We start from the raw sequence: 22,781 nt of genomic DNA on the forward strand, positions 1-22,781 counted from the left end.
GACGAGGGTCCATGTTGGCTTGGATTTTAAAGACAAATCCTGAGAAATCCTTGTCGTGAGGATCCACAATTTCACCATCTGTTTTCTTGTGTCCATGTGGTTCTGGAGCAAACTTGAGGAAGGTTTCAAGGAAGGTCTGCACACCAAAGTTAGTAAGAGCCGAACCAAAGAAGACTGGTGTCAATTCTCCAGCAAGGATTGCTTCCTCTGAAAACTCATTTCCAGCTTCATTTAAAAGCTCAATATCATCTTTGACTTGCTCGTAGAAAGGATTGCTTCCAAAAAGCTTGTCTCCATCTTCAAGACTAGCAAAACGCTCATCCCCCTTGTAAAGTTCCAAGCGTTGGTTATAGAGGTCATAGAGCCCTTCAAAAGCTTTCCCCATCCCGATCGGCCAATTCATAGGGTAGCTAGCAATGCCCAAGACTTCTTCCAACTCTTGCAAGAGGTCTAGTGGCTCACGACCGTCACGGTCTAGCTTGTTCATAAAGGTAAAGACTGGAATGCCACGATGTTTCACAACCTCAAACAATTTCTTAGTTTGGGCCTCGATACCCTTGGCAGAGTCCACCACCATGACCGCAGCATCCACCGCCATCAAGGTACGATAGGTATCTTCTGAGAAGTCCTCGTGCCCAGGTGTGTCGAGGATATTGACGCGCTTGCCATCGTAGTCAAACTGCATCACAGATGAAGTAACGGAAATCCCACGTTGCTTCTCGATATCCATCCAGTCAGACTTGGCAAAAGTCCCTGTTTTCTTTCCTTTAACCGTACCAGCTTCACGAATCTCGCCCCCAAAGTAGAGCAACTGCTCAGTGATCGTTGTTTTCCCCGCGTCCGGGTGAGAGATGATGGCAAAGGTACGACGTTTCTTAATTTCTTCTTGAATATTCATAAGTTCTCTTTCTTTGATTCTCTATTTTTCTTGTTTCGATATCTAAGAATGATTTTTACATTGGATTTTACCATTCCTTTCAACACTCCATTATATCGAATTTTAGCATTTTTTTCAATTTCTATTTTATATTGAATAAAAGCTTTCCCTTGTAGTCAAATATATCGAAAATCGTGACAATTCTAGCAAAAATGATATAATAAAACAAAAAGGAGATATAATCATGTTCAAAGAATTTGGTGTAACTAATTTAGAAGTGACAAAAGATGATATTTACAAGAATCCAAACAACCCTATTTTGCGCATGTATGATGACGATGAATTAATTGGAACCTTTAGTATTCTAACTGGAGAAGTATTGGAAAACTTGGACTTGGCAGACTATGACATTCGTTTTGCTCAAAAGCAAATTGAGTTAAATCGCGATAACTACCTTGAAACATGGAAGGACTACGTGGGACTACTACATGCCTAAATATTCTTTCTTAAAGTATGGTATTGAAATTCGTCCTAACGAACATAACCATAAAGGTCAAAAAGCGCATATTCACTTTTATATCCACGGAGAAGAAGTGGGTTCAATGTTTCTGAACGGTGAACTGAGAGATGGTAAAGCAAAAGCAAAAGACCTAAAAATGATAAGGCAATATGTCTTAGAAAATGCAGATGAACTTCAGGCTTTATGGAATGAATACCAAAAGAGTGCATATTAAAATCAAAGAATCTTAGTTTGCTAATCAACAACAAACAAAAACTAGCGAGCAATTTTAATGCCTACTATTCAACTATTGCCCCACTTAGGTACTAACCATCCTACTCCCCTTGCAATTTTTTAAATAAATGTTACAATGAATATAGAAAAAGGTGTTGCGTCAACAACACCCCACAGAGCCGTTTAAGACGGTGGCTGTAGTTACATAACTAAAAATAGCTCGTTAACTCGCCAAAGTTAGGACGGCTATTTTTTTGTCTCTTTTACCAATTCAAGGATGAACTTCAGGAGCGTGATAACAAAGTTACCAGCTACAAACATAAGTGTCAAAGCCTCAAAAGGGGACAAATCTGGTTACTCCTTTCTACTAAGATTTTACAGGATCTGCACATAAGCATCACCATCCTTTCGATTTTGTAACCACCGTCTTCACTTCTCTGTCAAACTATTGTACCATATAATTTCCCCTTTGAAATCCTCTTTTCAAACAAATCGTCATTGAAACCCGTTCTCCATCCTATACCTGTCTTTTTTCACCTTTCCCTCCCTTATTTATAGGAAAATATGGTAAAATAGAACAGACTAAAAATCATCATTTCACGAAAGGATGCAAGATGAAAATTACGCAAGAAGAGGTAACACACGTTGCCAATCTTTCAAAATTAAGATTCTCTGAAGAAGAAACTGCTGCCTTTGCGACTACCTTGTCTAAGATTGTTGACATGGTTGAATTGCTGGGCGAAGTTGACACAACTGGTGTCGCACCTACTACGACCATGGCTGACCGCAAGACTGTACTCCGCCCTGATGTAGCCGAAGAAGGAACAGACCGCGATCGCTTGTTTAAAAACGTACCTGAAAAAGACAACTACTATATCAAGGTACCAGCTATCCTAGACGATGGAGGAGATGCCTAATGACTTTCAACAATAAAACCATTGAAGACTTGCACAATCTCCTTGTTTCTAAGGAAATTTCTGCAACTGAATTGACCCAAGCAACGCTTGAAGATATCAAGTCTCGAGAGACAGCTATCAACGCTTTTGTTACCATCGCTGAGGAGCAAGCCCTTGCTCAAGCTAAAGCTATTGATGAAGCTGGAATTGACGCTGACAATGTCCTTTCAGGAATTCCACTTGCAGTTAAGGATAACATCTCTACAGACGGCATTCTCACAACTGCTGCCTCAAAAATGCTCTACAATTATGAGCCTATCTTTGATGCGACAGCCGTTGCCAATGCAAAAGCTAAAGGCATGATTGTCGTAGGAAAGACCAACATGGATGAGTTTGCCATGGGTGGTTCAGGTGAAACTTCACACTACGGAGCAACTAAAAATGCTTGGGACCACAGCAAGGTTCCTGGTGGCTCGTCTAGTGGTTCTGCCGCAGCCGTAGCGTCAGGACAAGTCCGCTTGTCACTTGGTTCTGATACTGGTGGTTCCATCCGCCAACCTGCTGCCTTCAACGGAATCGTTGGTCTCAAACCAACCTACGGAACGGTTTCTCGTTTCGGTCTCATTGCCTTCGGTAGCTCATTAGACCAGATTGGACCTTTTGCTCCTACTGTTAAGGAAAACGCCCTCTTGCTCAATGCGATTGCCAGCGAAGATGCTAAAGACTCTACTTCTGCTCCTATCCGAATTGCCGACTTTACTTCAAAAATCGGTCAAGACATCAAGGGCATGAAAATTGCTTTACCTAAAGAATATCTTGGCGAAGGAATTGACCCAGAGGTTAAAGAAACCATCCTTAATGCCGCTAAACACTTTGAAAAACTTGGTGCTATCGTTGAAGAAGTCAGCCTTCCTCACTCTAAATACGGGGTTGCCGTTTACTACATCATCGCTTCATCAGAAGCTTCATCAAACTTGCAACGCTTTGACGGTATCCGTTACGGCTACCGCGCAGAAGATGCAACCAATCTTGATGAAATCTATGTAAACAGCCGTAGCCAAGGTTTCGGTGAAGAAGTGAAACGCCGTATCATGCTAGGTACTTTCAGCCTTTCATCAGGTTACTACGATGCCTACTATAAGAAAGCTGGTCAGGTTCGTACACTCATCATTCAAGATTTCGAAAAAGTCTTTTCGGATTATGACTTGATTTTGGGACCAACTGCTCCTAGTGTTGCTTATGACTTGGACTCACTCAACCACGACCCAGTTGCCATGTACTTGGCTGACCTTTTGACCATCCCAGTCAACTTGGCTGGTCTCCCAGGAATTTCGATTCCTGCTGGATTCTCTCAAGGTCTACCTGTCGGTCTGCAATTGATTGGTCCTAAGTATTCTGAGGAAACCATTTACCAAGCTGCTGCTGCTTTTGAAACAACAACAGACTACCACAAACAACAACCCGTGATTTTTGGAGGTGACAACTAATGAACTTTGAAACAGTCATTGGACTTGAAGTCCACGTAGAGCTCAACACCAATTCAAAAATCTTCTCACCTACTTCTGCCCACTTTGGAAATGACCAAAATGCCAACACCAACGTGATTGACTGGTCTTTCCCAGGAGTTCTGCCAGTTCTCAATAAAGGTGTTGTCGATGCCGGTATCAAGGCTGCTCTTGCCCTCAATATGGACATCCACAAAAAGATGCACTTTGACCGCAAGAACTACTTCTATCCTGATAATCCAAAAGCCTACCAAATTTCTCAGTTTGATGAACCAATTGGTTACAATGGATGGATTGAAGTCGAACTAGAAGACGGTACGACTAAGAAAATCGGTATCGAACGTGCCCACCTAGAAGAAGATGCTGGTAAAAACACCCACGGTACAGATGGCTACTCTTATGTTGACCTCAACCGCCAAGGGGTGCCCTTGATTGAAATTGTATCTGAAGCCGACATGCGTTCCCCAGAGGAAGCCTATGCTTATCTGACAGCTCTCAAGGAAGTCATCCAGTACGCTGGCATTTCTGACGTTAAGATGGAGGAAGGTTCTATGCGTGTGGATGCCAATATCTCTCTTCGTCCTTATGGTCAAGAGAAATTCGGTACCAAGACTGAGTTGAAAAACCTCAACTCCTTCTCAAATGTCCGTAAAGGGCTTGAATACGAAGTCCAACGTCAAGCTGAAATCCTACGCTCAGGCGGTCAAATTCGCCAAGAAACACGCCGTTACGATGAAGTTAACAAAGCAACCATCCTCATGCGTGTCAAAGAAGGTGCTGCAGACTACCGCTACTTCCCAGAACCAGACCTACCTCTCTTTGAAATTTCAGATGAGTGGATTGAGGAAATGCGGACAGAGTTGCCAGAGTTTCCGAAAGAACGCCGTGCGCGTTACGTGGCTGGCCTTGGCTTGTCAGACTACGATGCTAACCAGTTGACTGCTAACAAAGTCACTTCTGACTTCTTTGAGAAAGCTGTTGCTCTTGGTGGTGATGCCAAGCAAGTTTCTAACTGGCTCCAAGGAGAAGTCGCTCAGTTCTTGAACGCCGAAGGCAAGACACTGGAACAAATCGAATTGACACCAGAAAACTTGGTTGAAATGATTGCCATCATCGAAGACGGTACTATCTCTTCTAAGATTGCCAAGAAAGTCTTTGTCCATCTAGCCAAAAATGGCGGTGGTGCGCGTGAATACGTGGAAAAAGCAGGCATGGTTCAAATTTCAGATCCAGCTGTTTTGATTCCAATTATCCACCAAGTCTTTACGGATAACGAAGTCGCAGTTGCCGACTTCAAGTCAGGTAAACGTAATGCAGATAAGGCCTTCACAGGATTCCTTATGAAAGCAACCAAAGGCCAAGCTAACCCACAAGTTGCCCTAAAACTCCTTGCCCAGGAATTAGCGAAATTGAAAGAAGATGAATAACAGACTTTTTATATACCTTTTTCTATTTTAGAAAGAAGAAAAAATGAACAAATTTTTACGATTGCTATTTGTTTTAGTCATCATCGCTATGTTAGGCGCTTCTATACTACAAATTTTCTTTCCATCATATATGGGAAGTCACTCAGGGTACGGAATCGCTGCTGGTTGGCAACGAGAAATTGGAATATGGAACCTAGCTGTACTGATTCTTATTCTCGGTGTCAATATTAAGTACGATTGGTTCTATCTACGAATCGTGCTTCTCGCCCTCATCATCGGCGGGATTGGAATAGGAACAAATCACTTAGTCAATTTTATGGAGTATCATTCTCCTGTGAATGCTATCGGCGCTTTCGAAAATTACTTGCTAGCGACGGGGTGGATTGTAGGTTGGTTCATTGAACATCATTCCATAAAGAAGATAACTGCTAGTAAATAACGACAAGTATATCTTAGATGATTCTTAAAGGTTATAAAATAGTTTAATAATCATTCAAATTAAGAGATCTACCTTTTCAATAGCCTCAATGCCAATCAAGAACTCTTTAACGAACTTGCTAAACAAGAGGCCAAGCCAACCCACAAGTTGCCCTTAAACTCCTTGCACAGGAATTAGCCAAGTTGAAAGAAGAGTAATATGGAAAAACCAGCCCTGAGGTTGGTTTTTTCTCCCCTACCATCTCCCAATAACTATTTTGGCTTTATTTCCAGAATATTTTATGGTAAAATGAAGAGTAATAATATTTATTAAAGAGGTAAAAACATGATTGAAGCAAGCAAATTGAAAGCTGGTATGACATTTGAAACTGCAGACGGAAAATTGATCCGCGTTTTGGAAGCTAGCCACCACAAACCAGGTAAAGGGAACACAATCATGCGTATGAAATTACGTGATGTCCGTACTGGTTCTACTTTTGACACAAGCTACCGTCCAGAAGAAAAATTCGAACAAGCTATTATCGAAACTGTTCCAGCTCAATACTTGTACAAAATGGATGAAACTGCCTACTTCATGAACACTGAAACTTACGACCAATACGAAATTCCAGTCGTAAACGTTGAAAATGAATTGCTTTACATCCTTGAAAACTCTGATGTGAAAATCCAATTCTACGGAACTGAAGTAATCGGTGTAACTGTACCAACTACTGTTGAATTGACAGTTGCTGAAACACAACCATCTATCAAAGGTGCTACTGTTACAGGTTCTGGTAAACCAGCAACTATGGAAACTGGACTTGTTGTCAACGTTCCTGACTTCATCGAAGCTGGACAAAAATTGATCATCAACACTGCAGAAGGAACTTACGTTTCTCGTGCCTAATCTCTAGAAAGAGGTCATTCTATGGGAATTGAAGAACAATTTGGCGAAATCGTTATCGCTCCACGTGTACTTGAAAAAATTATTGCCATCGCAACTGCTAAAGTTGAAGGTGTCCACTCATTTTCAAATAAATCCGTATCTGATACCCTATCAAAACTCTCTCTTGGTCGTGGCGTCTACTTAAAAGAAAGCAACGAAGAGCTAACTGCTGACATCTACCTCTACCTTGAGTATGGTGTGAAAGTACCAAAAGTTGCTCTTACTATTCAAAAAGCGGTCAAAGATGCCGTCCGTGATATGGCTGATGTGGAACTTTCTGCTGTCAACATCCATGTTACAGGAATTGTTCCAGACAAAACACCTAAACCAGAGTTGAAAGATTTATTTAACGAGGACTTCCTCAATGACTAGTCCATTATTAGAATCTAGACGCGAACTTCGTAAATGCGCTTTTCAAGCTCTCATGAGCCTTGAATTTGGTACAGATATGGAAACAGCTTGTCACTTTGCCTACACACATGACCGTGAAGATGCAGATGTGCAAATCCCTGCCTTTCTTCTAAACTTGGTTTCTGGTGTTCAAACTCAAAAAGACGAGTTGGATAAACAAATCAACCAGCACCTCAAGTCAGGCTGGACAGTTGAACGCTTGACCTTGGTCGAAAAAAACTTACTACGCTTGGGTATCTTTGAAATCACATCATTTGATACACCTCAGCTGGTAGCAGTCAATGAAGCCATTGAACTCGCTAAGAATTTTTCAGATCAAAAATCAGCCCGCTTTATCAACGGACTGCTTAGTCAATTTGTAACTGAAGGAAATGAATAATCGAAAAGGTGTTTGGTCTTCCATGCACCTTTTGACTTTCCCCTCTGCACAGAGTAATACTCAATGAAAATCAAAAAGCAAACTAGGAAGCTAGCCGCAGGCTGCTCAAAACACTGTTTTGAGGTTGTGGATAGAACTGACGAAGTCAGTAACCATATATACGGTAAGGGGACGCTGACGTGGTTTGAAGAGATTTTCGAAGAGTATAAGAACCACATAAAAACTAGAACTGCCTACCAGTTCTAGTTTTTATGTATTCTGAGGTATTAGTATTTTCTAAATCGTTGATAGCGTTCTTCCAACAACTCTGATAGCGGTTTTTGTGAAAGTCTAGCTAGATCAGCTTGAAGTTCTTTTTTGACATTCTTAATTAGTTCTTTGCTCGAAAGTCCTGCTTCAGAAATCACCTTATCCACCACGTCCATTTCTAACAGCTCATGAGAAGTGATTTTCATCAGTTCAGCTGCTTCCATGGCACGACTACCGTCCTTCCATAGAATAGAAGCAAAACCTTCTGGGCTGAGAATGGCATAGATAGAATTTTCTAGCATCCAGACACGGTCTGCTACTGCTAGTGCCAGAGCTCCACCTGAACCACCTTCACCAATAATAATGGCGATAATAGGAACTTTCAGGTCACTCATTTCCATGAGGTTGCGAGCAATAGCTTCTCCCTGTCCACGTTCTTCCGCTCCGACACCAGGATAGGCGCCTGCTGTATTGATAAAAGTCACCACTGGACGGCCAAACTTTTCAGCCTGTTTCATCAAACGTAGAGCCTTGCGGTAGCCTTCTGGATGCGGTTGTCCAAAATTCCGTTTTAAATTGTCTTGCAAACTCTTGCCTTTTTGGATACCAACCACTGTTACAGCTTGGTCTCCAAGCCAGCCAATACCACCAACAACTGCACCATCGTCACGAAAAGAACGGTCACCGTGTAATTGGATAAATTCATCAAAAATGCCTGTCGCAAAGTCCAAGGTTGTCAAGCGACTCTGCTCACGCGCTTCTCTGACTATTTTTGCAATATTCATCTAGGACCCCCTCCGTGCAATCTGACTAGGCTAGCAATCGTATCTGGCAAGTCTCTTCTTTTAACAATAGCATCCACAAAGCCATGTTCCAATAGGAATTCTGCCTTTTGGAACCCCTCAGGCAAGCTTTCACGAACCGTATTTTCAATCACACGACGCCCAGCAAAACCGACTAAACTCTGTGGTTCTGCTAGAATGATATCGCCTTCCATAGCGAAAGAAGCTGTTACACCACCTGTCGTTGGATCTGTCAAAATGGTCAGGTAAAAGAGCCCTGCATTTGAATGGCGTTTAACCGCTGCAGAAATCTTGGCCATTTGCATGAGACTCATGATTCCTTCCTGCATACGGGCTCCACCAGAGGCTGTGAAGAGGACAACTGGCAATTTTTCAACAGTCGCATACTCAAACAAACGAGTGATTTTTTCCCCTACAACCGTACCCATAGAAGCCATGATAAAGTTGGAATCCATAATCCCAAGAGCCACAGTCTGACCTTTAATAAGAGCAGTTCCTGTCACAACGGCTTCATCCAGACCTGTTTTTTCACGCATAGCTGCTAGTTTCTTTTGATAACCAGGGAAATGCAAGGGATCCTTGCTTTCAATCCCTGTAAACAATTCCTTGAAGGTTCCCATATCAATTGTCAAAGCCAAGCGTTCTTGGGCAGAAATACGAAAGGTATAGCTACAATGTGGACAGATACGCTCACTTCCCAGATCCTTCTGATAAATGGTATGCTTACAGCCTGGACACTGAGAGAATAATTCATCTGGAACCTCTGGCTTGGCTTGAGGTTTTTCCCTAACCGAACGATTGGGATTGATTCGAATATACTTATCTTTTTTACTAAATAGAGCCATTAATTCCCCTTTTCGGTTTAAACTCTTAAAGTCATTTTATTCTTTTTCTTGATATTTAGGTAAGAAGGTTTCCATCAAGAAGGAAGTATCATAATCCCCAGCAATGACATTGCGATCTGAAATGAGGTCAAGCTGGAAATCTGCATTGGTCTGCACCCCCTCTATCTCTAGTTCATAGAGGGCACGTTGCATTTTCATCAAGGCATCAAAACGATTCTCCCCATGAACGATGACTTTGGCAATCATACTATCATAATAAGGCGGAATAGTATAACCTGGATAAACCGCTGAATCCACGCGCAAGCCAACTCCCCCACTTGGAAGATATAAATTGGTAATCTTACCGGGACTTGGAGCAAAGTTGAAGGCTGGGTTTTCTGCATTGATACGACACTCGATGGCATGGCCACGTAGGACAATATCTTCTTGCTTCACAGACAGAGGTTGACCTGCCGCAATGCGAATCTGTTCCTTAACGATATCCACACCTGAAACAAACTCTGTTACTGGATGTTCTACTTGTACACGAGTATTCATCTCCATAAAATAGAATTTACCGCTAGCTTCATCAAGAAGAAACTCAATGGTCCCTGCATTCTCATAGCCAACAGACTCTGCCGCTCGAACAGCAGCAGCACCAATTTCATGACGCAGCGTTTTTCCGATTGCAATCGAAGGACTTTCTTCCAAAACCTTTTGATTATTCCGTTGAAGAGAACAATCCCGTTCCCCCAAGTGAATCACATTCCCGTGTTCATCTCCTAGGATTTGAACCTCGATGTGACGAGCTGGATAGATGACCCGTTCTATGTACATAGCCCCATTGCCATAATTGGCCTTGGCTTCACTAGAGGCTGTTTCAAAGGCTGAAACGAGGTCTTCTGGTTTTTCAACCTTACGAATCCCTTTACCACCTCCACCTGCTGAAGCCTTGAGCATAACAGGATAGCCAATTTTTTCAGCAACAATCAAAGCTTCCTCAGAGTTATGCACTTCTCCATCTGAACCTGGAATGACAGGTACACCTGCTTTGATCATCTGAGCACGCGCATTGATCTTGTCTCCCATCATATCCATTACATGACCAGATGGACCGATAAACTTGATGCCAACCTCTTCACACATAGTTGCAAATTTGGAATTTTCACTGAGAAATCCAAAACCTGGGTGAATGGCCTCTGCCTCAGTCAAGACTGCAGCTGATAGAACCGCATTAATATTGAGATAAGACTCTGTTGCCTTACCAGGACCGATACAAACCGCTTCATCTGCCAAAAGCGTATGAAGGGCTTCCTTATCAGCAGTTGAATAAACCGCCACCGTCGCAATGCCCAATTCACGCGCCGCACGGATAATACGAACCGCAATTTCACCACGATTGGCAATTAAAATTTTTCGAAACATGGAGAACCTCCTTAGTTCCCTATTGCAAAGGTAAGAGTACCACTGGCTGCAAGCTTGCCATCCACTTCAGCCTTTGCTTCAACCACAGCAATTGTGCCACGACGTTTTACAAACGTTGCCGTCATAAGCAATTGGTCGCCTGGTACAACTTGCTTCTTGAACTTAACCTTGTCCATACCAGCGTAGAAGACTAGTTTCCCTTTATTTTCAGGCTTAGACAACTCCAAGACACCAGCTGTTTGCGCCAAGGCTTCCATGATCAGAACACCTGGCATAACTGGATATTGAGGGAAATGACCGTTAAAGAAGGGCTCATTGATGGTCACATTTTTGATGGCAACAATGGTATCCTCGCTCACTTCCAAGACACGGTCTACTAGGAGCATGGGATAACGGTGGGGAAGGGCTTCTTTGATTCCTTGAATATCGATCATTTGATACGTACCAATCCTTTACCAAACTCAACCATTTCTTCATTTGAAACGAGAATTTCTGTTACCACACCATCCTTAGGTGCAGGAATTTCATTCATGACTTTCATGGCTTCGATAATGACCAATGTTTGACCTTTTTTAACAGTATCACCAACTGTTACAAAGGCAGGTTTATCTGGACCAGCAGCCAAGTAAGCCACCCCAACAAGTGGGCTCTCTACAACATCTCCCTCAGCAGCCACACTTGCTTCTACTGGCGCCGAAGTTTCTTCCACTACAGTTTCTGCTGGAGCAGATGAAGGCGCTACTGGACTTGGTGTTGCTAGAACGGGCGCTGGAGCGACTTGAGCTGCAACTTCAGGTACAAGTCTAGCTTCATTCTTGCTAAACTGCAACTCATCCGTCCCATTTTTATAAGAAAATTCTCTCAAACTTGACTGGTCAAATTGAGCCATCAAGTCTTTAATATCGTTTAAATTCATACTTATTTATTCTCCCAACGTTTGAAAGCAAGAACTGCATTGTGCCCACCAAAACCAAAAGTATTTGAAATGGCGTATGGAATTTCTTGCTCCAAGCCTTGTCCATAAACGACATTGGCTTCGATATAATCTGATACTTCACTTGTTCCAGCTGTCATTGGAACAAAGTTATGACGCATAGCCTCGATTGTTACGATAGCTTCTACTGCACCTGCAGCACCCAGCAAATGTCCTGTGAATGATTTGGTTGATGATACAGGTACTTCCTTACCAAGAACAGCTACGATCGCACCACTTTCTCCTTTTTCATTAGCAGGAGTTGACGTTCCGTGAGCATTGACATAGGCTACTTGCTCTGGAGAAATCTCAGCTTCTTCCAAGGCTAGTTTGATGGCCTTGATAGCTCCCTGACCTTCTGGATGTGGTGAAGTCATATGGTAGGCATCACAAGTATTTCCGTAACCAACCACTTCAGCCAGGATAGTAGCGCCACGTTTTTCGGCGTGTTCAAGACTTTCAAGAACCAACATCCCAGAACCTTCACCCATGACAAAACCATTACGGTCTTTATCAAATGGAATAGAAGCACGAGATGGATCCTCTGTAGTAGAGAGAGCTGTTAGGGCTTGGAAACCAGCAATAGCAAAAGGTGTGATAGAGGCTTCTGAACCACCTACCAACATAACATCTTGGAAGCCAAACTTAATTGAGCGGAAGGCATCCCCAATCGCGTCATTTGATGAAGCGCAGGCAGTATTGATAGATTTACAAACACCGTTTGCTCCAAAACGCATAGCAACATTTCCTGAAGCCATATTTGGCAAGGCTTTTGGAAGGGTCAATGGTTTCACACGTTTTGGTCCTTTGTCATTTAGGCGAAGCACTTGATCTTCAATTTCTTTGATTCCACCAATACCAGAGGCAACAATAACACCAAAACGATCTTTATCAAGAGTCTCTACATCGAGATTTGCGTGATTGACAGCTTCTTGGGCTGCGTACAAGGCATACAAAGAGTAGTTATCGAAACGATTGGTATCTTTCTTAACAAAGTATTTATCAAAAGGAAAATCTTGGATTTCTGCTGCATTATGCACATCAAAGTCACTATGATCAAATTTTGTAATTGGACCAATTCCGATTTTTCCAGTTGTCAAACTATTCCAAAATTCTTCTGGTGTATTTCCGATTGGAGATGTTACTCCATAACCTGTTACTACTACGCGATTTAGTTTCATCTTTTTTACCTCTAGCTTCTGCTACATACTTAAGCCACCATCAATGGCAACTACTTGACCAGTTAGATAATCTTGGCCTGCTAAAAATACTGTCAAATCTGCAACCTGTTCTGCCTGCCCAAATTCTTTCATAGGAATTTGCGCCAGCATGGCATCTTTTACCTTGTCTGATAGAACAGCTGTCATATCGGACTCAATCATTCCAGGTGCAATAGCATTAACCCTGATATTGCGATTGGCCACTTCACGCGCCACAGACTTGGTAAAACCAATCAAACCAGCCTTAGAAGCTGCATAGTTAGCTTGACCAATATTTCCCATCAAACCAACAACACTAGACATATTAATGATAGCACCTTCTCTGGCTTTCATCATCGGTTTCAAGACTGATTGTGTCATGTTAAAGGCACCAGTCAAGTTAACCTTGAGCACTTTTTCAAAATCTGCTTCTGTCATCTTGAGCATAAGGGTATCTTGGGTAATCCCTGCGTTATTGACCAAAACATCTACTGAACCCAGCTCTGCAATAGCGTCCTCAACCATACGCTTAGCGTCTGCAAAATCGGACACATCTCCTGATATAGGAACCACCTTGACACCATAGTCTGCAAATTCAGCGAGCAATTCTTCTGAGATTGCCCCACGACTGTTTAAAACAATATTGGCTCCTGCTTGAGCAAACTTGTGGGCAATGGCCAGACCAATTCCACGACTCGAACCTGTAATAAAGATATTTTTATTTTTTAGTTGCATTCTTTTCTCCTGTTTCCTCTTGTATTTATGGGAGAAGGGATTACTTGTTTTCTAGCAAGGTTTCCAAACTAGCCTGATCTTCAACATTGGCTAGTTTAGCTGTCTTATCAATTTTTTTGACAAAGCCTGACAAGACTTTCCCCGGTCCAATCTCTATAAAGTTGGTTACGCCTGCTTCTTGCATAACTGCAATACTTTCATAGAAACGAACTGGCTCCCTGACCTGACGCGTCAAAAGTTGAGTAATGTCTTCTTTTTGCATGACCCTTGCTTCTGTATTGCCGACTAGGGGACAAGTAAAATCTGAAAAACTTACCTGAGCTAGAGTTTCAGCTAGTTTCTGGCTAGCAGGCTCAAGGAGAGCGGTATGAAAAGGTCCTGAAACCTTGAGAGGAATCAAGCGTTTAGCACCTGCTTCTTGCAAGAGTTCAACAGCTCGATCAACTGCAACCACTTCTCCACCAATCACGATTTGTGCAGGTGTATTATAGTTGGCTGGGGTAACCACTCCAAGTTCAGAAGCTTTTCGACATGCTTCCTCAATGACCTCTACTGGCGTATTGAGAACTGCTACCATCTTGCCAGAGCCAGCAGGAGCTGCTTCTTCCATATAGGCTCCACGCTTAGCTACCAAGGCAACCGCATCTTCAAAATCCAAGGCGCCGCTGGCCACCAAGGCAGAATATTCCCCGAGGGACAAACCAGCAACCATATCAGGCTGATAACCCTTTTCTTGCAATAAACGGTAAATAGCAACTGAAGTCGCTAAAATAGCCGGTTGGGTATAGCGGGTCTGATTAAGTTTTTCTTCTTCTGTATCAATGAGATAACGCAAATCATAACCGAGTACCTGACTCGCTTGATCAATCGTTTCTTTGACAATCGGATACTGATCATAGAGATCCCGTCCCATACCTAGATACTGGGCACCTTGACCAGCAAATAAAAAGGCTGTTTTAGTCATTTCTTACAACTCCTGCCCAACGAGAGGCTTCTTCTTGAATTTTCTTAGCTGCTCCGTAATACAAATCTTTTAGGATTTCTTCAACGGTTTCTTCTTTGGAAACAAGGCCTGCAATCTGACCTGCCATAACAGATCCACCATCCACATCTCCGTGAACAACCGCTTTGGCTAGAGCACCTGCTCCCATTTGTTCAAAAATTTCCAAATCTGGATTTTCTTGTTTAAAGGCATCTTTTTCAGCTTGTTCAAAATCACGAGTCAACTGATTTTTAATCGCACGAACAGCATGTCCAAAGTGTTGAGCTGAAATCGTAGTATCAATATCTCTAGCTTTTAAAATTTTCGCCTTATAATTTGGATGAGCATTAGACTCTTTTGCAACGACAAAACGAGTTCCAACCTGAACAGCCTCTGCACCTAGCATAAAGCCAGCCGCAGCACCTTCACCATCCGCAATCCCTCCTGCAGCAATAACAGGAATAGATACAGCAGCAGCAACCTGACGCACCAAGGTCATGGTTGTTAATTTCCCAATATGTCCCCCAGCTTCCATTCCTTCTGCAATGACAGCGTCCGCACCGATTTTTTCCATGCGTTTAGCTAAAGCAACACTTGGTACAACAGGAATAACTGTAATACCAGCTTCATGGAAACGTTCCATGTATTTACTTGGATTTCCTGCTCCTGTTGTAACTACCTTAACACCTTCCTCGATAACGAGGTCTACAATATCTTCCACAAAGGGAGACAAGAGCATGATGTTGACACCAAAGGGTTTATCAGTCAATGATTTGATTTTATCAATATTTGCCTTGACAACTTCTTTAGGGGCATTCCCCCCACCGATAATCCCTAGTCCTCCAGCCTTGGAAACAGCCCCTGCCAAATCACCATCAGCAACCCAGGCCATTCCTCCTTGGAAAATAGGATAATCAATGTTCAATAATTCTGTAATACGCGTTTTCATAGTGCCTCCATCGTTTCTTGCTTACGTAATAGTTCGATATCGTCATAATTTGAAAATCAAACTATTGCCTAAACAAGAGGGAGCGGGTTTCCCTACTCCTTCTATCTATATTCTGTTTATTTTGTTTGCTCTTCAACGTAGGCAACCAAGTCACCAACTGTTTTCAAGTCATCTTCTGCTTCGATTTGGATATCAAAAGCATCTTCGATTTCTGAGATTACTTGGAACAAGTCCAATGAATCTGCATCCAAGTCATCAAAAGTTGATTCAAGTGTTACTTCTGATGCGTCTTTTCCAAGTTCTTCAACGATAATTTCTTGTACTTTTTCAAATACTGCCATGATAGGACTCCTTTAAAATAAATAGTTTTTTATAACAATGTGTTCACCACATGATTACCTAAATTGTAAGAATGAGCGTGCCCCAGGTCAAGCCTCCACCGAAGCCTGATAGCAGAACAGTCTGGCTACCATCTAAATGGATGAGGCCTTGTTCTACACACTCTGAAAGTAAAATCGGGATACTGGCTGCACTGGTATTGCCATATTCCATCATATTGGCTGGAAGTTTAGCTCGGTCAACACCGATTTTTCTAGCCATCTTATCCAAAATACGGTCATTAGCCTGATGAAGTAGCAGATAATCCAAGTCTGTCGCCTCTATAGGAGACTCATCAATAGTCTGTTTGATAGACTTGGCTACATCTCTAATAGCAAAATCAAAGACTGCGCGTCCATCCATCTTCAAAAATGAATCTGCATTTTCTTGATCTGAAAATGGAGAATGCAAGCCTGAATGTCCATAAGTCAGACACTCACTGCGACTTCCATCGCTATTGAGACTCTCAGCCAAGAAATGCTCTTGCTCGCTAGCTTCTAGCAAGACTCCACCAGCACCATCTCCAAACAACACAGCTGTTGATCGATCCGACCAATCGACTGCTTTAGAGAGGGTTTCACTACCAATCACCAAGCCTTTTTGAAAGCGACCAGAAGCGATAAACTTTTCAGCAGTTGAAAGAGCAAATACAAATCCACTACAAGCAGCTGTTAGGTCAAAAGCAAAGGCCTTATTAGCACCAATATTAGCTTGGACTCGAGCAGCTGTAGAGGGCATCATCGAATCAGGAGTAATGGTAGCTAGGATGATAAAATCCAGCTCCTCTCCTGTGATTCCAGCTTTTGCCATCAGTTTCTTAGCAACCTCTGTAGCCAAATCACTAGTAGATTCTGTTCTTGAAATATGCCTTTGTCGTATTCCCGTCCGACTTGAAATCCACTCATCATTGGTATCCATAATCTGGGCCAAATCATGATTTGTAACCACTTGCTCTGGTACATAATGAGCAACCTGGCTTATTTTTGCAAAAGCCATTATCTCAAATCCTCCAAAAATTGATAAAGATTAGTCAGACCTTTGCTCATAACCTCAATTTCTTGCTTACTCATACCATCGATGATTTTTTCAACCATGGCCTTGTGGAAGCGTTTATGTAGTCTATGAACCAAGCGACCTTTCTTTGTCAAATGCAGATGCACCACACGTCGATCATGTTCTGAACGAATGCGTTCAATGTAACCCTTGCGTTCGAGATTATTCAAACTAGTCGTAACTGTCCCAAGAGTCACCATCAACTCTTTTGACACTTGACTTGGTGTCACATCTGGGAATTTCCCAATCACATCAATCGTATGCATTTCTTTGATGGAGATATCTTTGAAACGACTACCCCTCAAGCTAACTTCCTCGATGACGAGGACATTGTTAAATATAGATGTTAAATATTCATTAATTCGTTGGTAGTCCAATCTTTCTTTCCCTCCTTCTCAAAAAAACTTTTACAATCAAAACATTTGACAAAAGAATTATATCAAACTTCAAAGAATGGCGCAAGTATTTTTTTATTTTCCTATAAATTTAGGTCTTCTTCTCTCCGAATGAGCCCGAACTCCTTCTTTAAAATCCTCCGTTTTAGCTAGAGATTCTTGAAGGTTTAGTTCTAAAGCAGCATAATCTTGCCAATCTTTAAATTGGCTCTTCCAAACCAACTTCTTGATAGCTGCATAGGAATTAGCTGAACCACGTCTTAATTTTTTAAGAAGCTGTTCTCTGATTTTTTCTAACTTATCAGCTTCAGAAATACGGTAAACCACACCCCACTCTAGAGCTTTTTCTGCGGTCAAAGCCTCTCCTGTCATAGCTAGTTGAGTTGCACGCGTCACACCGATACTGCGGCTCAAGAGATGAATTCCTCCTGCATCAGGAGCCAAACCAACTCCAACAAAGGCTTGAATAAATTTAGCCTTATCGGTCGCTAAACAGAAATCTGCAGCAACAGCCATATTTGCTGCAGCACCTGCAACAGCCCCATCAACTTCCATCAAGACAGGTTTTGCAATTTGCTTGATTTTATAAGAAATAGTATTGACCAATTCTGCGATTTTCGTCAATGATGGAATATCATCCTCATCCACTGCCCGCTTCATCTCTACTAGATCTCCTCCAACTGAGAAGACTTTGCCATTGGCATTGATTATAATAAAATGCACAGCTGGATCCTCTTCTGCCAGAGTCAAGGCTTCTAAAATCTCCTCACACATGGGAATATGGAAACCATTAGCGACATCAGGACGGTTTAAAGTAATAATTGCCAAATCCTCTTCAAGCTGATAAATAATATGTTTCATCTGGGCTCCTTTTTATTTTTATATACAAGTTAAATCATTTTATTATCAAAGTATATCTTTTTTACTCTTAAAAAGCAAGAATAAGAATGTAATAAGTGTCTCAGCCGATTTTAGATTCCTTATCTTTCCCTGTAAAATAGCTTATTTTCTTCATTGAAAAAAGGCTTTCTTTCTGCTATAATCGTATAAAATACTTACTTTAGGAGTTCTTATGAAAGTTGTTAAATTTGGAGGTAGCTCTCTTGCCTCTGCTGGTCAATTAGAAAAAGTTTTAAACATCGTTAAAAGCGATCCAGAACGCCGTTTTGTAGTTGTTTCTGCACCTGGGAAACGCAATGCTGAAGATACTAAGGTTACGGATGCCTTGATTAAATACTACCGCGACTATGTTGCTGGTAACGATATTAGCAAGAGCCAAAACTGGATTATCGACCGCTATGCTGCTATGGTTAGTGAACTAGGACTGAAACCTGCTGTTTTAGAAAAAATTTCTAAAAGCATTCGTGCCTTGGCCACTCTTCCTATCGAAGAAAATGAATTTCTCTACGATACTTTCCTAGCAGCGGGTGAAAACAACAATGCTAAATTAATCGCTGCCTACTTTAATCAAAATGGGATTGATGCACGCTATGTGCACCCTAGAGAAGCTGGGATTGTGGTAACAAGTGAGCCTGGTCACGCTCGCATCATTCCATCAAGTTACGACAAGATTGAAGAATTAACAAATGCAAATGAAGTCCTTGTTATTCCTGGTTTCTTTGGAGTTACTAAGGAAAATCAAATCTGTACCTTCTCACGTGGAGGCTCTGACATTACAGGTTCTATCATTGCTGCAGGTGTAAAAGCTGATCTCTATGAAAACTTTACAGACGTTGATGGTATCTTTGCAGCTCACCCAGGAATTATCCACCAGCCACACTCGATTCCTGAGTTGACCTACCGTGAAATGCGTGAGCTGGCCTATGCAGGATTCTCAGTTCTTCATGACGAAGCTCTTCTTCCTGCCTACCGTGGAAAAATTCCTCTGGTTATCAAGAATACCAACAATCCTGACCATCCAGGTACTCGTATCGTTCTAAAACACAGTAGTGATGAATTTCCAGTAGTGGGAATTGCCGGTGATTCTGGCTTTGTCAGCATCAACATGTCCAAATACCTTATGAACCGCGAGATTGGATTTGGTCGCAAGGTTCTGCAAATCCTTGAAGACCTCAACATCGGTTGGGAACATATGCCAACTGGTATCGACGATCTTTCGATTATTCTCCGTTCTCGTGAACTAACTCCTATCAAGGAAGAAGAAATTCTTCGTCAGTTGGTTCAAAAGGCTGAAGTAGACCATGCAGAAATCGAACATGACCTTTCTATCATTATGATTGTTGGAGAAAAGATGAAAAGTCATATCGGTGTAACTGCTACTGCGACACGCGCTCTATCTGAAAACAAGATCAATATCCAGATGATGTCTCAAGGTTCTAGTGAAGTTTCTATCATGTTCGTTGTCAATAAAGACCAAGAGAAAGCAGCAATCAAAGCGCTCTACAATGCCTTTTTCGGCGAAAGTAAGGAAGACTAATCATGGCTCAATCACTTAACAAAACAGTGCTTCTCAATACCACAGGCACTTCCTACCTCTCTATAGCTGGGAAAGTTGGAAAATTCCTTGTTGGGGATCAGGCTCTGGAATTTTACCCAGATGTCAACGTCGAACAATTTATCCAGATTCCTTGGGACCATATCAACCAGATTGGAGCCAATGTCACTGGTCGCAAAATTAGTCGCCACTTCGAAGTCTTTACAGACAGAGGAAAATTCCTCTTTGCTTCAAAAGATTCGGGTGCCATTCTCAAAATTGCTCGCGAAAAACTGGGCAATGACAAGGTTGTCAAACTTCCTACCCTGATTCAGACCATTGGTCAAAAATTTAAAAATCTATTTGCAAAAAAGTAGAAACTTTAGTATAATCATAACAACGGATAAGTAGGTTATCTTCTTCTTTCAGAAAGTCTGCGGGTGCTGCGAGCAGATAGGAGGGATAGGTGAAATTCTACCGTTAGTAATAATTACATAAATAATCAAGTGCACACCTGTGAAGTTGGATGGAACCGTGGCCCTGTCACTCCAACGCTTTGTCAGGTGTGCTTTTTTCATAAAGGAGTTCTTATGTTAGATATCAAACGCATTCGTACAGACTTTGATGCTGTCGCAGAAAAATTGGCTACACGTGGTGTAGATGCTGCTGTCTTAAACGAGATGAAAGAAATCGATGCTAAACGTCGTGACATCTTGGTCAAGGTTGAAACTCTCAAAGCAGAACGCAACACAGTTTCAGCTGAGATTGCCCAAGCCAAACGCAACAAGGAAAATGCAGATGACAAGATTGCTGCCATGCAGAATCTATCTGCTGAAGTCAAAGCCTTGGATGCTGAATTGGCAGAAATCGATGCTAAATTGACAGAATTTACTACTACTCTTCCAAATATCCCAGCTGACAGCGTTCCTGTTGGGGCTGACGAAGACGACAATGTAGAAGTTCGCCGTTGGGGTACTCCACGCGAGTTTGACTTCGAACCAAAAGCCCACTGGGATCTTGGTGAAGACCTTGGTATCCTTGACTGGGAACGCGGTGGTAAGGTAACAGGGGCTCGCTTCCTCTTCTATAAAGGCCTCGGTGCTCGTTTGGAACGTGCCATCTACAACTTTATGTTGGATGAACATGGAAAAGAAGGCTATACAGAAGTCATCACACCTTACATGGTTAACCACGACTCTATGTTTGGTACTGGTCAATATCCAAAATTCAAGGAAGATACTTTTGAACTCAGCGACAGCAATTATGTCCTTATTCCTACAGCTGAGGTTCCTCTAACAAACTACTACCGTGATGAAATCCTGGACGGTAAAGACCTGCCAATCTACTTCACTGCTATGAGTCCATCATTCCGTTCTGAGGCTGGTTCAGCTGGTCGTGATACTCGTGGCTTGATTCGTTTGCACCAATTCCACAAGGTTGAAATGGTTAAATTTGCCAAACCAGAAGAATCTTACGAAGAATTGGAAAAAATGACAGCCAACGCTGAAAATATCCTTCAAAAACTTAACCTTCCATACCGTGTCGTTGCTCTCTCTACTGGAGATATGGGCTTCTCAGCTGCGAAGACTTACGACTTGGAAGTTTGGATTCCAGCCCAAAATAATTACCGTGAAATCTCAAGCTGTTCAAACACAGAAGATTTCCAAGCCCGTCGTGCCCAAATCCGTTACCGTGATGAAGCAGATGGCAAGGTGAAATTGCTCCACACCTTGAACGGTTCTGGACTTGCAGTTGGACGTACAGTGGCTGCTATTCTTGAAAACTACCAAAATGCAGATGGTTCTGTAACCATTCCAGAAGCACTTCGTCCATACATGGGTGGAGCTGAAGTTATCAAACCATAAAAAATAAGGTTTAGCTATTTCTAGCTAGACCTTTTTTCGTAACCAAATCAGATAAGCACCTAAAACAAAGAGTAAAATAGTTAGGCATATAATAGTTTCAGCCAAGACCAGATAATCCAGAAATGGAAGTTTCAAGATTCCCTGAGCCATCTTGAGCGAGGTAGCTGTGATAATGGTTGGGAAAGTGAGGGCTGAGAAGGCTGGTTGAAAGCCTTGTTTTAAAATATTAGATAGACGAGTTAAAACAAAGAAAAAGAAAGATTGGGAAGCCAAAATCATAACGATTAAGATCCAAGTCGGTAGGCTCTCTCCTCCAACTCGAACTAGAGAAGCCAAGAGTAGAGAGAAAGGAGCACAGTAGATTCCTTCTTGTCCAAGCATGGCTAGTGGGAGTGGATGTTTCTTTAAATCGCTATAAATAAGAGGATAGAGATAGAAGGTAAGAAGAAAACCAAAACTCAAAGTCGCATAGGCAATTTCGATGATACCTACCAGTGGATAAGTCAAGGCTGCCACTGCTATTCCCACATAGAGAACCGTCCAGCTAGGAGTGGAATGAACCCTCCGACCAGGACAGGCAAATTTGATGGTGAATCCAGCAATCAGGGCCAAATCCAAGAGAAATGAAAACCACCAGATCCCTTGCGCTACCAAAGGAAAATAAGGAAACAAGCGGAAGACATAGGTCGATAAAATCATTCCAGCCATGGGAAAGGTTGCCATTCCTGACAAAAGAGGGGGCTTGGTCAATTCTTGCTTGGTTTCCTTCCAATTAAAAAGATGCAGAATTAGAAAGTAAATCCACAAAATCAAACCAGTCAAACTAAATACCTGTGACAGAACTGGCAACATATCTAAAACGAGATTCCCAGCTCCTGCTAAACCTAGCAAGCAACCAGAAAATACTAAGGGGAGTTTTTTCATCC

General features: G+C 42.1%; 28 protein-coding genes and 1 pseudogene. 13 read left to right on the forward strand and 16 right to left on the reverse strand.

Annotation, left to right across the window (positions count from 1 at the left end; genetic code table 11):
• Positions 1-898: peptide chain release factor 3 (locus RYL77_RS05035; RefSeq protein ID WP_315010313.1), on the reverse strand; the 898-nt coding region annotated here is incomplete at its 3' end.
• Between the two features lie 223 nt (positions 899-1,121).
• Between RYL77_RS05035 and RYL77_RS05040 the strand changes: the two genes are divergently transcribed.
• Both RYL77_RS05040 and RYL77_RS05045 read left to right on the forward strand, forming a co-directional pair.
• A complete protein-coding gene (locus RYL77_RS05040) occupies positions 1,122-1,373 on the forward strand; it encodes a hypothetical protein (RefSeq protein WP_000471832.1) in 252 nt (83 codons plus the stop codon).
• Positions 1,366-1,611, forward strand: a complete 246-nt coding sequence (locus RYL77_RS05045) for a DUF4160 domain-containing protein (RefSeq protein ID WP_042901444.1) — start codon at positions 1,366-1,368, stop codon at positions 1,609-1,611. Before RYL77_RS05040 ends, RYL77_RS05045 begins: the two co-directional genes overlap by 8 nt.
• Positions 1,612-1,856: 245 nt before the next feature.
• On the opposite strand, the gene RYL77_RS05050 is transcribed toward RYL77_RS05045, so the two are convergent.
• Positions 1,857-1,931: a hypothetical protein gene (locus tag RYL77_RS05050; protein WP_232610068.1), complete on the reverse strand. Its 75-nt coding sequence runs from the start codon at positions 1,929-1,931 to the stop codon at positions 1,857-1,859.
• 293 nt (positions 1,932-2,224) lie between these two features.
• Between RYL77_RS05050 and gatC the strand changes: the two genes are divergently transcribed.
• The 8 genes and pseudogenes from gatC (at position 2,225) to nusB (ending at position 7,591) form a co-directional block, all read left to right on the forward strand.
• Positions 2,225-2,527, forward strand: coding sequence for an Asp-tRNA(Asn)/Glu-tRNA(Gln) amidotransferase subunit GatC (gatC, locus tag RYL77_RS05055; protein WP_000705419.1), 303 nt, complete (start codon positions 2,225-2,227; stop codon positions 2,525-2,527).
• Positions 2,527-3,993 carry an Asp-tRNA(Asn)/Glu-tRNA(Gln) amidotransferase subunit GatA gene (gene gatA / locus RYL77_RS05060; RefSeq protein ID WP_315010317.1) on the forward strand — a complete coding sequence of 489 codons (1,467 nt, stop codon included), beginning with the start codon at positions 2,527-2,529 and terminating at the stop codon, positions 3,991-3,993. The genes gatC and gatA overlap by 1 nt, the downstream gene beginning before the upstream one ends.
• Entirely contained in the window at positions 3,993-5,438 is a 1,446-nt protein-coding gene (gatB, locus tag RYL77_RS05065) for an Asp-tRNA(Asn)/Glu-tRNA(Gln) amidotransferase subunit GatB (protein WP_315010319.1), read from the forward strand. The genes gatA and gatB overlap by 1 nt, the downstream gene beginning before the upstream one ends.
• Positions 5,439-5,481: 43 nt before the next feature.
• Positions 5,482-5,877, forward strand: coding sequence for a hypothetical protein (locus RYL77_RS05070; RefSeq protein ID WP_315010322.1), 396 nt, complete (start codon positions 5,482-5,484; stop codon positions 5,875-5,877).
• A 122-nt stretch (positions 5,878-5,999) separates the two neighbouring features.
• Positions 6,000-6,074 (forward strand): annotated as a pseudogene (locus tag RYL77_RS08970) (glutamyl-tRNA amidotransferase); the annotation flags it as partial.
• Positions 6,075-6,201: 127 nt separating this feature from the next.
• Positions 6,202-6,762 carry an elongation factor P gene (gene efp, locus RYL77_RS05075; RefSeq protein WP_000568643.1) on the forward strand — a complete coding sequence of 187 codons (561 nt, stop codon included), beginning with the start codon at positions 6,202-6,204 and terminating at the stop codon, positions 6,760-6,762.
• A gap of 21 nt (positions 6,763-6,783) precedes the next feature.
• Positions 6,784-7,173: an Asp23/Gls24 family envelope stress response protein gene (locus RYL77_RS05080; RefSeq protein WP_315010324.1), complete on the forward strand. Its 390-nt coding sequence runs from the start codon at positions 6,784-6,786 to the stop codon at positions 7,171-7,173.
• Positions 7,166-7,591, forward strand: a complete 426-nt coding sequence (nusB, locus tag RYL77_RS05085; RefSeq protein ID WP_315010325.1) for a transcription antitermination factor NusB — start codon at positions 7,166-7,168, stop codon at positions 7,589-7,591. The genes RYL77_RS05080 and nusB overlap by 8 nt, the downstream gene beginning before the upstream one ends.
• A 266-nt stretch (positions 7,592-7,857) precedes the next feature.
• Here the strand turns inward: nusB and RYL77_RS05090 are convergent, their stop codons facing one another.
• From RYL77_RS05090 to RYL77_RS05150, 13 genes are all read right to left on the reverse strand, one after another.
• Entirely contained in the window at positions 7,858-8,625 is a 768-nt protein-coding gene (locus RYL77_RS05090) for an acetyl-CoA carboxylase carboxyl transferase subunit alpha (protein ID WP_315010327.1), read from the reverse strand.
• Positions 8,622-9,488: an acetyl-CoA carboxylase, carboxyltransferase subunit beta gene (accD, locus tag RYL77_RS05095; RefSeq protein WP_315010328.1), complete on the reverse strand. Its 867-nt coding sequence runs from the start codon at positions 9,486-9,488 to the stop codon at positions 8,622-8,624. The genes RYL77_RS05090 and accD overlap by 4 nt, the downstream gene beginning before the upstream one ends.
• Positions 9,489-9,524: 36 nt before the next feature.
• On the reverse strand, positions 9,525-10,892 hold the full coding sequence (accC, locus tag RYL77_RS05100; RefSeq protein ID WP_084889759.1) for an acetyl-CoA carboxylase biotin carboxylase subunit: 1,368 nt from the start codon (positions 10,890-10,892) through the stop codon (positions 9,525-9,527).
• 11 nt (positions 10,893-10,903) lie between these two features.
• Positions 10,904-11,326, reverse strand: a complete 423-nt coding sequence (fabZ, locus tag RYL77_RS05105; protein ID WP_000565509.1) for a 3-hydroxyacyl-ACP dehydratase FabZ — start codon at positions 11,324-11,326, stop codon at positions 10,904-10,906.
• Positions 11,323-11,808 carry an acetyl-CoA carboxylase biotin carboxyl carrier protein gene (accB, locus tag RYL77_RS05110; protein ID WP_315010331.1) on the reverse strand — a complete coding sequence of 162 codons (486 nt, stop codon included), beginning with the start codon at positions 11,806-11,808 and terminating at the stop codon, positions 11,323-11,325. The genes fabZ and accB overlap by 4 nt, the downstream gene beginning before the upstream one ends.
• A gap of 2 nt (positions 11,809-11,810) precedes the next feature.
• Complete coding sequence (gene fabF / locus RYL77_RS05115) at positions 11,811-13,046, reverse strand: beta-ketoacyl-ACP synthase II (protein ID WP_315010333.1); 1,236 nt, start codon at positions 13,044-13,046, stop codon at positions 11,811-11,813.
• A gap of 21 nt (positions 13,047-13,067) precedes the next feature.
• A complete protein-coding gene (gene fabG / locus RYL77_RS05120) occupies positions 13,068-13,799 on the reverse strand; it encodes a 3-oxoacyl-[acyl-carrier-protein] reductase (RefSeq protein ID WP_315010335.1) in 732 nt (243 codons plus the stop codon).
• A 40-nt stretch (positions 13,800-13,839) separates the two neighbouring features.
• Positions 13,840-14,763: an ACP S-malonyltransferase gene (gene fabD, locus RYL77_RS05125; RefSeq protein WP_315010337.1), complete on the reverse strand. Its 924-nt coding sequence runs from the start codon at positions 14,761-14,763 to the stop codon at positions 13,840-13,842.
• A complete protein-coding gene (gene fabK, locus RYL77_RS05130; protein ID WP_000857446.1) occupies positions 14,756-15,730 on the reverse strand; it encodes an enoyl-[acyl-carrier-protein] reductase FabK in 975 nt (324 codons plus the stop codon). The genes fabD and fabK overlap by 8 nt, the downstream gene beginning before the upstream one ends.
• Positions 15,731-15,846: 116 nt before the next feature.
• On the reverse strand, positions 15,847-16,071 hold the full coding sequence (locus RYL77_RS05135; protein ID WP_000257838.1) for an acyl carrier protein: 225 nt from the start codon (positions 16,069-16,071) through the stop codon (positions 15,847-15,849).
• 58 nt (positions 16,072-16,129) lie between these two features.
• A complete protein-coding gene (locus RYL77_RS05140) occupies positions 16,130-17,104 on the reverse strand; it encodes a beta-ketoacyl-ACP synthase III (protein ID WP_315010338.1) in 975 nt (324 codons plus the stop codon).
• The gene (locus RYL77_RS05145) at positions 17,104-17,538 is read right to left on the reverse strand and encodes a MarR family winged helix-turn-helix transcriptional regulator (protein ID WP_000386351.1); all 435 of its coding nucleotides are present in this window, start codon (positions 17,536-17,538) and stop codon (positions 17,104-17,106) included. Before RYL77_RS05145 ends, RYL77_RS05140 begins: the two co-directional genes overlap by 1 nt.
• Positions 17,539-17,631: 93 nt before the next feature.
• The gene (locus tag RYL77_RS05150; protein WP_315010340.1) at positions 17,632-18,417 is read right to left on the reverse strand and encodes an enoyl-CoA hydratase; all 786 of its coding nucleotides are present in this window, start codon (positions 18,415-18,417) and stop codon (positions 17,632-17,634) included.
• Positions 18,418-18,628: 211 nt separating this feature from the next.
• Here RYL77_RS05150 and RYL77_RS05155 point away from each other — a divergent pair, with 211 nt between their 5' ends.
• The 3 genes from RYL77_RS05155 to serS all read left to right on the forward strand — a co-directional run bounded on the left by RYL77_RS05155 (position 18,629) and on the right by serS (position 21,855).
• Complete coding sequence (locus tag RYL77_RS05155) at positions 18,629-19,993, forward strand: aspartate kinase (protein ID WP_315010342.1); 1,365 nt, start codon at positions 18,629-18,631, stop codon at positions 19,991-19,993.
• Positions 19,994-19,995: 2 nt separating this feature from the next.
• Positions 19,996-20,367, forward strand: coding sequence for a DUF956 family protein (locus RYL77_RS05160; RefSeq protein ID WP_000079345.1), 372 nt, complete (start codon positions 19,996-19,998; stop codon positions 20,365-20,367).
• A 213-nt stretch (positions 20,368-20,580) separates the two neighbouring features.
• Positions 20,581-21,855 (forward strand): serine--tRNA ligase, encoded by a 1,275-nt coding sequence (serS, locus tag RYL77_RS05165; RefSeq protein WP_315010344.1) that lies wholly within the window; start codon positions 20,581-20,583, stop codon positions 21,853-21,855.
• A gap of 24 nt (positions 21,856-21,879) precedes the next feature.
• Here serS and RYL77_RS05170 read toward each other — a convergent pair whose 3' ends face one another.
• A complete protein-coding gene (locus RYL77_RS05170; RefSeq protein WP_315010345.1) occupies positions 21,880-22,779 on the reverse strand; it encodes a TDT family transporter in 900 nt (299 codons plus the stop codon).
• Positions 22,780-22,781: the final 2 nt, after the last annotated feature.

The sequence above is a fragment of the uncultured Streptococcus sp. genome (assembly GCF_963516515.1).
Taxonomy (GTDB): domain Bacteria; phylum Bacillota; class Bacilli; order Lactobacillales; family Streptococcaceae; genus Streptococcus.

What these genes read in the sequence shown, in the direction of transcription:
- RYL77_RS05040 (WP_000471832.1), top strand. Translation starts at nt 1,122, where the DNA reads ATGTTCAAAGAATTTGGTGTAACTAATTTAGAAGTGACAAAAGATGAT.
- RYL77_RS05045 (WP_042901444.1), top strand. Translation starts at nt 1,366, where the DNA reads ATGCCTAAATATTCTTTCTTAAAGTATGGTATTGAAATTCGTCCTAAC.
- gatC (WP_000705419.1), top strand. Translation starts at nt 2,225, where the DNA reads ATGAAAATTACGCAAGAAGAGGTAACACACGTTGCCAATCTTTCAAAA.
- gatA (WP_315010317.1), top strand. Translation starts at nt 2,527, where the DNA reads ATGACTTTCAACAATAAAACCATTGAAGACTTGCACAATCTCCTTGTT.
- gatB (WP_315010319.1), top strand. Translation starts at nt 3,993, where the DNA reads ATGAACTTTGAAACAGTCATTGGACTTGAAGTCCACGTAGAGCTCAAC.
- RYL77_RS05070 (WP_315010322.1), top strand. Translation starts at nt 5,482, where the DNA reads ATGAACAAATTTTTACGATTGCTATTTGTTTTAGTCATCATCGCTATG.
- efp (WP_000568643.1), top strand. Translation starts at nt 6,202, where the DNA reads ATGATTGAAGCAAGCAAATTGAAAGCTGGTATGACATTTGAAACTGCA.
- RYL77_RS05080 (WP_315010324.1), top strand. Translation starts at nt 6,784, where the DNA reads ATGGGAATTGAAGAACAATTTGGCGAAATCGTTATCGCTCCACGTGTA.
- nusB (WP_315010325.1), top strand. Translation starts at nt 7,166, where the DNA reads ATGACTAGTCCATTATTAGAATCTAGACGCGAACTTCGTAAATGCGCT.
- RYL77_RS05090 (WP_315010327.1), bottom strand. Translation starts at nt 8,625, where the DNA reads ATGAATATTGCAAAAATAGTCAGAGAAGCGCGTGAGCAGAGTCGCTTG.
- accD (WP_315010328.1), bottom strand. Translation starts at nt 9,488, where the DNA reads ATGGCTCTATTTAGTAAAAAAGATAAGTATATTCGAATCAATCCCAAT.
- accC (WP_084889759.1), bottom strand. Translation starts at nt 10,892, where the DNA reads ATGTTTCGAAAAATTTTAATTGCCAATCGTGGTGAAATTGCGGTTCGT.
- fabZ (WP_000565509.1), bottom strand. Translation starts at nt 11,326, where the DNA reads ATGATCGATATTCAAGGAATCAAAGAAGCCCTTCCCCACCGTTATCCC.
- accB (WP_315010331.1), bottom strand. Translation starts at nt 11,808, where the DNA reads ATGAATTTAAACGATATTAAAGACTTGATGGCTCAATTTGACCAGTCA.
- fabF (WP_315010333.1), bottom strand. Translation starts at nt 13,046, where the DNA reads ATGAAACTAAATCGCGTAGTAGTAACAGGTTATGGAGTAACATCTCCA.
- fabG (WP_315010335.1), bottom strand. Translation starts at nt 13,799, where the DNA reads ATGCAACTAAAAAATAAAAATATCTTTATTACAGGTTCGAGTCGTGGA.
- fabD (WP_315010337.1), bottom strand. Translation starts at nt 14,763, where the DNA reads ATGACTAAAACAGCCTTTTTATTTGCTGGTCAAGGTGCCCAGTATCTA.
- fabK (WP_000857446.1), bottom strand. Translation starts at nt 15,730, where the DNA reads ATGAAAACGCGTATTACAGAATTATTGAACATTGATTATCCTATTTTC.
- RYL77_RS05135 (WP_000257838.1), bottom strand. Translation starts at nt 16,071, where the DNA reads ATGGCAGTATTTGAAAAAGTACAAGAAATTATCGTTGAAGAACTTGGA.
- RYL77_RS05140 (WP_315010338.1), bottom strand. Translation starts at nt 17,104, where the DNA reads ATGGCTTTTGCAAAAATAAGCCAGGTTGCTCATTATGTACCAGAGCAA.
- RYL77_RS05150 (WP_315010340.1), bottom strand. Translation starts at nt 18,417, where the DNA reads ATGAAACATATTATTTATCAGCTTGAAGAGGATTTGGCAATTATTACT.
- RYL77_RS05155 (WP_315010342.1), top strand. Translation starts at nt 18,629, where the DNA reads ATGAAAGTTGTTAAATTTGGAGGTAGCTCTCTTGCCTCTGCTGGTCAA.
- RYL77_RS05160 (WP_000079345.1), top strand. Translation starts at nt 19,996, where the DNA reads ATGGCTCAATCACTTAACAAAACAGTGCTTCTCAATACCACAGGCACT.
- serS (WP_315010344.1), top strand. Translation starts at nt 20,581, where the DNA reads ATGTTAGATATCAAACGCATTCGTACAGACTTTGATGCTGTCGCAGAA.
- RYL77_RS05170 (WP_315010345.1), bottom strand. Translation starts at nt 22,779, where the DNA reads ATGAAAAAACTCCCCTTAGTATTTTCTGGTTGCTTGCTAGGTTTAGCA.